At 61.3% G+C, this 8,605-nt stretch carries 10 protein-coding genes; 3 read left to right on the top strand and 7 right to left on the bottom strand.

Features of this window, described 5'->3' with window-relative positions; genetic code table 11:
- Positions 1-348: 348 nt before the first annotated feature.
- The 7 genes from PSN43_RS12620 to ffh all read right to left on the bottom strand — a co-directional run bounded on the left by PSN43_RS12620 (position 349) and on the right by ffh (position 5,911).
- A complete protein-coding gene (locus PSN43_RS12620; RefSeq protein WP_272701088.1) occupies positions 349-990 on the bottom strand; it encodes a ribonuclease HII in 642 nt (213 codons plus the stop codon).
- Between the two features lie 265 nt (positions 991-1,255).
- On the bottom strand, positions 1,256-1,606 hold the full coding sequence (gene rplS / locus PSN43_RS12615; protein WP_272701087.1) for a 50S ribosomal protein L19: 351 nt from the start codon (positions 1,604-1,606) through the stop codon (positions 1,256-1,258).
- A 73-nt stretch (positions 1,607-1,679) separates the two neighbouring features.
- Positions 1,680-2,975 (bottom strand): tRNA (guanosine(37)-N1)-methyltransferase TrmD, encoded by a 1,296-nt coding sequence (gene trmD, locus PSN43_RS12610; protein ID WP_272701086.1) that lies wholly within the window; start codon positions 2,973-2,975, stop codon positions 1,680-1,682.
- Entirely contained in the window at positions 2,972-3,559 is a 588-nt protein-coding gene (gene rimM, locus PSN43_RS12605) for a ribosome maturation factor RimM (protein ID WP_272701085.1), read from the bottom strand. The genes trmD and rimM overlap by 4 nt, the downstream gene beginning before the upstream one ends.
- 148 nt (positions 3,560-3,707) lie before the next feature.
- Positions 3,708-3,941 carry a KH domain-containing protein gene (locus PSN43_RS12600; protein ID WP_272701084.1) on the bottom strand — a complete coding sequence of 78 codons (234 nt, stop codon included), beginning with the start codon at positions 3,939-3,941 and terminating at the stop codon, positions 3,708-3,710.
- A gap of 113 nt (positions 3,942-4,054) precedes the next feature.
- Complete coding sequence (gene rpsP / locus PSN43_RS12595) at positions 4,055-4,294, bottom strand: 30S ribosomal protein S16 (RefSeq protein WP_272701083.1); 240 nt, start codon at positions 4,292-4,294, stop codon at positions 4,055-4,057.
- Positions 4,295-4,381: 87 nt separating this feature from the next.
- On the bottom strand, positions 4,382-5,911 hold the full coding sequence (ffh, locus tag PSN43_RS12590; protein WP_272701082.1) for a signal recognition particle protein: 1,530 nt from the start codon (positions 5,909-5,911) through the stop codon (positions 4,382-4,384).
- 281 nt (positions 5,912-6,192) lie between these two features.
- Here ffh and PSN43_RS12585 point away from each other — a divergent pair, with 281 nt between their 5' ends.
- The 3 genes from PSN43_RS12585 to PSN43_RS12575 all read left to right on the top strand — a co-directional run bounded on the left by PSN43_RS12585 (position 6,193) and on the right by PSN43_RS12575 (position 8,603).
- Entirely contained in the window at positions 6,193-6,747 is a 555-nt protein-coding gene (locus PSN43_RS12585) for a hemerythrin domain-containing protein (RefSeq protein ID WP_272701081.1), read from the top strand.
- A 28-nt stretch (positions 6,748-6,775) separates the two neighbouring features.
- Positions 6,776-7,543 (top strand): potassium channel family protein, encoded by a 768-nt coding sequence (locus PSN43_RS12580; RefSeq protein ID WP_272701080.1) that lies wholly within the window; start codon positions 6,776-6,778, stop codon positions 7,541-7,543.
- An 85-nt stretch (positions 7,544-7,628) separates the two neighbouring features.
- Positions 7,629-8,603, top strand: coding sequence for a 4Fe-4S binding protein (locus PSN43_RS12575; RefSeq protein WP_272701079.1), 975 nt, complete (start codon positions 7,629-7,631; stop codon positions 8,601-8,603).
- Positions 8,604-8,605: the final 2 nt, after the last annotated feature.

Below are 8,605 nucleotides of genomic sequence, written 5' to 3'. Positions count from 1 at the left end.
CCTCTTTCCAGGGCATGTGCACCTCCAGGCTTCCATGCCCAAAGTGTTACCCATGTTCCCGGACTAATGTGTTACCTATGTACCCGGACTGTACCCTTTCCTTCTCCCCTTCCCCCGGCCCCCCATCCCCTTATCCTTCCTAAACTTTTTGGACCGCTTCGCGAAGCGGCGCACAATTCCGCACGCCCTTTCTTGAAGACGTGTTTCCGCACAAGGTCCAAGACGCAATCTTCAGCGCTCCCGCGCATCCGCCGAAGGCATACAAAAAGTTTGGGAGGGTCCAGGGAACCTTTTTCAAAAGGTCCCTTGGCGGGGTCCGGGGCAGCGCCCCGGCCGCCGGAGGCATCCCTAAAACAGGGAACCCTGGAGCTGCGGCTTGTCTTCGGGTTTGACCTTTTTGAAGGTCAGGCGGTGGATTCGGCAGGGGCCGAGGGTTTGTATGGCGTCAACGTGGACCTTGGTGCCGTAGCCCATGTGCTTGGACAGGCCGTAACCGGGATAACGCCTGGCGAGATGGACCATGAGGCGGTCGCGGAAGGTTTTGGCGAGAATGGATGCGGCGGAGATAGCCGGGACCTTGCCGTCACCCTTGATTACGAATTCTTGGGGAATGTCGCGTTGCAGGGCGTGGTTGGGGATGAGCTTGTCACCATCGATGCGCAGGAACCGGGGCTGGACTTTCATGGTCCGAACGGCCTTTCCCATGGCCCGGAATGTGGCCTGGAGAATATTGATCTCGTCGATCTCCCACGGCCAGGCCACACCCAATCCCCAGGCCACGGCCTGTTCGCGAATGAGCGGGTAGAGCGTCTCGCGCTTCTCGGCGGTGAGCTGTTTGGAGTCGTTCAGCCCCGGCAGATCGTATTCGGCGGGCAGAATACACGCCCCGGCCACCACCGGCCCGGCCAGACACCCGCGCCCGGCCTCATCTACGCCCGCGATCTCGGTGGACGAAAAACCGGAAGATATGAAAAGGGAACCCTGCGTCATGATGGGGCTGTTGTGCCTGAAACGGACCGTGAAGGGAAGCATGGAAACATGTCAGCCGGACAGAGCCCACCCGATGACCAAACCACAAAAGCCCGGAGCGTCAAACAACGCTCCGGGCATATATATCGCATGAATCACGGGGTTTTTTCGGAGGAGTGGGGTGACTGTGCCGACGGGATGGGGATTCGGGGCCGCCGCGTATCTTAATACGCAAGGAGCCGATTTTCCCAGGCGGCGGTGCAGACGCCCGCTTATCCGAAAAAAATTATTCCCAGATCTGCTTGGACTTGATGCGGGCGGCCTTACCGCGCAGGTTGCGCAGGTAGTAGATGCGCGAGCGGCGAACCTTGCCTTCGGAAACCACTTCCACGCGGTCGATGAAGGGGGAGTTCATGGGGAACACGCGCTCCACGCCGATACCGTCGGAAATCTTGCGAACGGTGAAGGTGGAGTTGGTGGTGCCGCGACGGCGACGCAGAACCGCGCCCTGAAAGACCTGAATACGCTCTTTCTCGCCCTCGATGATCCGGTAGTGAACCTTGACGGTGTCGCCGGCCTTGAAATCGGGCATATCCAAGCGAATGTGTTCGGCTTCAATTTTCTTGATGATGTCCATGGTGATCTCCTTAAAATTGTAGAGTGCTGGACCAGCTTCCGCGCCGCCGAAGCGGCGATGAGGCCATCCGCCTCTAGTACTCATCCGCGACGAGCCGGTCGACGATAATCGCCACCGCGCTGCGTACAGACAGATGGTTGTAGTCATCCAAATACCGAAGCGGCCTCACAATGCCGTCCGTTTTGGAGAGGACTTCCTCCGCCAAACCGTGTCCAGTACCAAAAATTAATAATACCGGAGTGTTGGCGAGCCAGCTTCGGACTTCCCCGAAGGTCAGTGCGGGCTGGGCTTGCTTGCGGCGATCCAGACGCGCTGAAGTGGCCGCGAGGCGCGGACATTGCCCTGTTTGCGCCTCAATGTCAAGGACCGCGCTTTCGATATCGTCAAAAACCTTGACCTTGGAAAAAGCTTCGGCCCGGTCCGGATTGGCCTGTGCTCCCGCGCCCTCGCGCCAGTGTCCGAGAAGCTTTTCGGCCAGCGCCTTCTGATCCTCGATGGGCGTGGTCGCGTAGAACCCGCCCAGGCCGTAGCTGCGGGCCACGCGGGCCATGTCGTGCAGGTCCAGGTTGGTCACGGACACCGCCACTTTTTCCCCGAACTTGTTGGTCACGGGGTAATGGCACAGGGCGATGTACAGGTTGCGGCCGAGCCGGGTGCGCGGCAGGGTTCGCAGAAAATCGACATCCTCCACGGTCAGGCGCGCCTCGGGCAGGAGGTCGGGCCGGTCGCGCAGGGTGGCGGTCAGGGACTGATCGCGCCGCCATTCGGCTATCTTGCCGTGGTCGCCCGAACGCAGGACCTCAGGTACTGTCAGGCCCTCAAAATCCTCGGGACGGGTGTAGTGCGGGTATTCAAGCAGTCCGGCGGAAAAGGATTCCTCGTCGCCCGATTCCTCGTGCCCCATGAAACCGGGCAGCAAACGGGCCACGGATTCGACCAGACAGACGGCCGCGGCCTCCCCGCCGTTGAGCACGAAATCGCCCACGGAAACAAGCTCGATGGGATAGAGATCAAGAAGCCGCTCGTCGATGCCCTCGTAGCGGCCGCAGATGAGGGTGACATCCTCCTCGCCCGCCAGTTCGCGGGAAAGCGCCTGGGTCAGGGGCTTGCCGCGCGGCGAAAGCATGAGAGTCCGCCCCCGGGACTTGACGGAGTCGAGCGCCTTTATCATGGAGTCGAGCTTGAGGAGCATACCGGGGCCGCCGCCGAAGGGACGGTCGTCCACGGACTTGTGCACCCCACCCGCGTACTGCCGAACATCCACACAGTCGAGCTTGACCAGGCCGGTCTCCACGGCCTTGGACATGAGGCCGCAGGTGAACGGCGACTCGAAGAAGTGCGGGAAAATGGAGACGAGGTGGAAGTTCATGAAGTCTGCTTCTTGCTGCGCGGAGGACGGCCCGTCTTGTTTTTGGGCGGCTCGGGGTTGAGATAAATATCCAGCAGCCCCTCGGGCGGCTCGATGACGATGACTCCGGCGTCCAGGTCGATGTCCAGGACGAACTCCGGCACGGCAGGCAGGAGAATCTCGGTGCCCGCCTTGTCGACTATGACCCAGGTATCCTGCTCACCGGTCTCGTAGTATCCCTGAAGCTCACCGACCTCGCTCCCGTCCTCCAGGACAACCCGGCAGCCAATGAGCTGATAGAGGTAATGTTCGCCCTCGCCGAGGTCGGGGAGGTCTTCCGCGCGCACCAGGAGTTCGCTTCCGCGCAGGGCCTCGGCCCGATCGCGGTCGAGGACCTGGGGCGAAGTCAACAGGACCAGGTCCTTGTGCTCACGCCAGGAACTGATCTCGATGGGGCGGGGGCGTCCCTTTCCGTCGGACAGGAACAGGGCCGTGCCGTCGAAAAGGGTCGGGGAGTCCGCATAACACCTTATGCCGAACTCCCCCTTGATTCCGTGCGCCTTGACCACTCCGCCCACGGGGATGAAACCGGGCTCTTTCTTCATGGGCCATCCGTTCGCTTGCTGCAAAAGACCGGGGCCGCCGCGCGGGGCAAGCCCGCACGCCGGTCCGTGATCGTTCGCGTCTCGCCTCAGGCCTTGTTCAAGCCCTCACGCGGACGTGCAAATGTTCAGCCGTTCTCGAACGAGAAAGCTACTCGAGGATCTCCAGGACGGAGCGTTTTCTCGCCTTGGTGGAAGCGGCTCCGAGCAGAGTGCGCATGGCTCTCGCCGTGCGGCCCTGCTTGCCGATCACCTTGCCAAGGTCTTCCTTGGCCACCTTCAGCTCGATAACCGAGGTCTGCTCGCCTTCGACTTCAGAAACTTGCACTTGGTCCGGGTTGTCCACCAGGGACTTGGCAATGTACTCAATCATCTCTTTCAACATGACGTCACCTCCGGTGCCGACGCGTCGCCGCGCGCCGTGAATATGAGCTGCCAAACGTGGTCCGGACTCTGCAGGACGGGCCGACGAGACCCGCCTGTCAGAAGAAGCGCAAGCTACTTGCCGGCTTTCTTCAACAGAGAACGAACCGTGCTGCTGGGCTCTGCGCCCTTTTCCAACCACTTCTCGATCTTTTCCATGTCGAGAGCGATTTCATTCGGCTCGACCATGGGGTTGTAGTGCCCGAGGTATTCGACAGGACGTCCGTCACGGCGGGTAGTGCTCTCCAGAGCCACGACGCGGTAGAAGGGACGCTTCTTGGAACCCATCCGGGTCAGTCTGATTTTCATTGCCATGGTTCTTATACTCCCAATAGTTAATTAATACGTTTTTGCCCACGAGATGGCAAGTTTTATCACTGAAGGACCTAAGTTGCCGGTCGCTTACTTTTTGCGACTCTTCTTGTTCTTCTTTTTGTTCAATTTTTTTTTCTTGCGCTCTTTGAGCGTCTTCTTGGAGACGGCCCGTTTGGAACCCTCGTCCTCCATGCCGGGCATACCGGGCATCCCCGGCATTCCGGGCATTCCGCCCCCGAGCGCGTTCAGATCGGGCATTCCGCCCCCGCCGCCCAGGCCGGGCAGCTTGGGCAGGCCGAACTTGCCCTTTTTCTTGCCGCCGCCCATCATGGACTGCATCATCTTGCTCATCTGCTTGAAATTCTTGATGAGCACGTTGACGTCGGCGAGCTTCACGCCCGAACCCTTGGCGATGCGCTCCTTGCGGCTCGCATTCTTGAGCAGGTCGGGCTGGCGGCGCTCCTTGAGCGTCATCGAAGATATGATCGCCTCGGTGCGCTTCAGCTCCTCTTCGGGCAGGGCGTTGTCGCCGAGCTGCTTCATGATGTTGCCCATACCGGGAATGAGCTTGAGCAATCCTTCCATGGAGCCGAGCTTCTTGAGCTTCCTCATGTGGCCGAGGAAATCCTCGAAATCGAACTCGGCCTTGGCCATCTTCTCGGCCATGGCCTTGGCCTCGTCCTCGTCGATCTGGCTCTGCGCCTTCTCGATGAGGGTCATCATGTCGCCCATGCCGAGGATGCGCGAGGCGATGCGGTCCGGATGGAAGAGCTCCATATCGGAAAGCTTCTCGCCCACGCCCACGAACTTCACCGACCGCCCGGTGACGGTCTTGATGGACAGGGCCGCGCCGCCTCGGGCGTCGCCGTCCATCTTGGTCAGGACCACGCCGGTGATGCCGAGCTTCTCGTTGAAGGCCTCCGCCACGGTCACGGCGTCCTGGCCGGTCATGGCGTCGGCCACGAACAAAATTTCCTGCGGCTCGCACTCGCGCTTGATGTTCTCAAGCTCGCCCATCAGCGTTTCGTCGATGTGCAGACGGCCCGCGGTATCGAAAAGAATCAGGTCGCAGCCCAGCTCTTCGGCCTTGGCCATGGCGTCGCGGCAGATGTCCACCGGGTTCATGTCCGTGGTGGACGGATAGACCGGCACGTCGAGCTGGCGGGCCAAGGTGTTGAGCTGATCGATGGCCGCCGGGCGGTAGACGTCGGCAGGCACCAGGTAGGGCTTCTTGCCGTGGTGCTTGCGCAAAAAGAGCGCGATCTTGCCCGAGGAAGTCGTCTTGCCCGAGCCCTGAAGACCGACCATCATCAGCTTCAGCGGCCGGGCCTTGAGGTCCAGGTCCTTCTGCTCGCCGCCCAGAAGCTCCACAAGCTCCTCGTTGACGATCTTTATGAAGTGCTGGCCGGGCTCAAGCCCCTTGAGGACCTCGTCGCCGAGAGCACGTTCCTTGACCTGGTCAACGAACTGCTTGACCACCTTGAAGTTGACGTCGGCCTCGAGAAGCGCGAGACGCACCTCTCTCAGACCCTCCTTGATATTGTTCTCATCAAGGGTCTTTTTGCCGCCCAACTTGGAGAAGGTGGAGCCGAGTCTTTCTTGCAAGCTCTCGAACAACTTATCAACTCCCTGAAATAAATATAATTATTCTTTTTGCCTGCGTAGAGACCAGCGTCCAGCGCGGGCAAAGAGGACGTTTGTTAAGCCAGATTCCCCGGATAGTCAAGGGCAGCCGGGGCACTCCGGGGGAAAGCGGCTTCCCGCAAACCGCGAACGGAACGCATTCCGCCTCGCCCGTTCCGCCCGCGCCGCCCCCTTCCGCCGCGCAGCTCCCTGCTGGACAGGAGCACGATAATATATATATTATCCGAAACAAACCCCGGTGATACAATATGAACATGAAGCCCCAAGCAGCATTGATCTGGACCCCGGACCTCTCCGTCCACATGGAGAACCTGGACAGCCAGCACCGCAGCATTCTTCTGCTCATCGACACGTGGTGGAGCAAGCTCAACGCCGGGGAATTCAACCCGACCAGGCAGAATCTCTCCAACATCTTCAGCTTCCTGAGCCGGTTCACCCAGCAGCACCTGGAGCTGGAGGAGCGCATTCTCGACATTCTCGTTACGCAGTTCGGCTATTCCGGCGAAACCACCAACGGACACAAGATGCGCCACCATGTTTTCCGCAGCAAAATCATGCCTCAACTGCGACACGACATCATGCTTCAGGTGCAGTCCGGCGGCAGCGGCTCGGACCTTTTGCGGCCCATCGCGAAATGGTGGGTTTCCCACATCAAGACCGAGGACCGCGACTACGGGAACGTACTGGGCGCCTTCTCCGCAGAGGACAGGGACAAACTCTTCATCCAGCTTGTGGAGTCGCTTCTGGACAAGCCCATCGTCACCATAAGCTACAAGCAGTTCGCCAAGGCCATCGGCGAAACCGCGTAGGCCGAGGTCGCGCGGACGGCTCACCGACATGCAGCAATCCCGGGAACCGCTCTTAATCCAGGTCTGGCTGACCCACTTCGTGCCCTGCTTCTTTGTCGGTGCCGCGCTGCTGCTCACGACCAGCGAAATGTCCGACCTCCAGCTGCTGCCGGACGGAAACGCCCGGATCTTCATCCGGGCCGCGCTCAACGGGGCCGTCATGGCCGCGGTCACCGTCGCCTACCACCTGGACAGAAACCGACGCCTCAGACGCCTCTGGCGGACCACGGCGGGACAGTACACGGGCGCGCGCCTGCGCTGCGCGGCCGCGGTCGGCTTCCTGGCCGGAGCGTCAGACATCCTGCTGACCCTGAGCGAATGGGGCGTCCTCTTCCTCGCTATCCTGGTCCTGTCGATCCTGGTTTGGAACCTTCGCGTCTTCGTGCGTCATGCCGTGGATCTGCTCGGACCCGACAGCAAAATCCGTTGGGCCGATTTGAGCGAACTCCTGCGCATCTACCTGACCACCCTGATCGGCTTCACCCTGGTCAACGCTACCCTCGACGGAATGCACAAGCTGGCCGGATCGCCGCCGCCCTTCCATTTCGGCGCAGCCGACGCCCAGCCCCTTCTGGACTCCCTCTATTACACGGTGGTCACCATGACCACGCTCGGCTTCGGCGACATCGTGCCCCTCACATGGGACGGCAAGGCGATGCTCGTCGTCCAGAGCCTCGTCAGCTATTTCATGTTCGCGTTGATGGTCGGCATCATCACCAGGGGCGTGAGCGGCAACAAGGACCCGGACCGGGAATAGCCCGCCGTTTGTGCACCGGCTTGCAGCCGGTTGCGGTTGAGGCGCGATGAGTATAGGGACCCGCCAGACAGGACAGGTCCCTATTATGAAATTGACTCCAGATCGTTTCCGGCAAGCCGTTCAGGCGGCTTTCACCCTCTTCTCCCTCTACGCGGGCTACCGCTTCATCCTTTTCCTCGACTGGGCCGCAGGCCGCTCCGAGACCTTCACGCCCAAACCGGGCGCGGTGGAAGGATTTCTGCCCATCAGCGCGCTGCTCGGCTTCCGCAGGCTCCTGGCCTCAGGCTTCTGGGACCAGGCGCACCCGGCGGGGCTGGCCGTGTTCCTGGCCGCCCTGGTCATGGCCTTTTTCTTCCGCAAGGGTTTCTGCGGCTACATATGTCCGGTGGGATTCATCTCCGGGCTACTGGAACGGGCCGGGCGCAGGATGGGACTGGCATTGGTCCCGCCCCGCAAGGTCGACCTGCCCCTGCACAGCCTGAAATACCTGCTCATGGGCGGCTTCCTGTTCGCGGTATTTTCCATGAGCGCGAGCTCCCTGGAATCCTTCCTGCGCAGCCCGTTCAACCTGACCTCGGACGCCCGGATGCTCGACTTCTTCCTGCATCCGTCCGGCACGGCCCTGGCCGTATTCGCGGCCCTCGCCCTGCTCAGCCTGGTCGTGCGCAACTTCTGGTGCCGGTATCTCTGCCCCTACGGCGCGCTCCTGGGGCTCATCGCCTGGTTCGGGCCGATTCGGGTGCAGCGCGACGCCGACGCCTGCGTGCATTGCGGCAGGTGCACGGCCCGCTGCCCCTCAGGCATACAGGTGGAAAAGAAGGATCGCGTACTCTCCCCGGAATGTATCGGCTGCGGCCAATGCGTGGGGACGTGCCCGGTGGACGGATGCCTCGGATTCAAGGCACTGGGACACGGCATCCCATGGCCGACGGTGGCTGTCGGGGCCGTGCTGGTCCTGGTCGCGGCGAGGATATGGGCGGGATACGCGGGCGTCTGGGACAACCCCCTGCCCCCGGACATGCTCAAACGGATTTACATGATCGGCGCCGGACTCCTATAGGC

The sequence above is a fragment of the Desulfovibrio sp. Fe33 genome, assembly GCF_028532725.1.
Classification (GTDB): domain Bacteria; phylum Desulfobacterota; class Desulfovibrionia; order Desulfovibrionales; family Desulfovibrionaceae; genus Pseudodesulfovibrio.
This window is presented reverse-complemented; position numbering and strand designations above follow the sequence as displayed.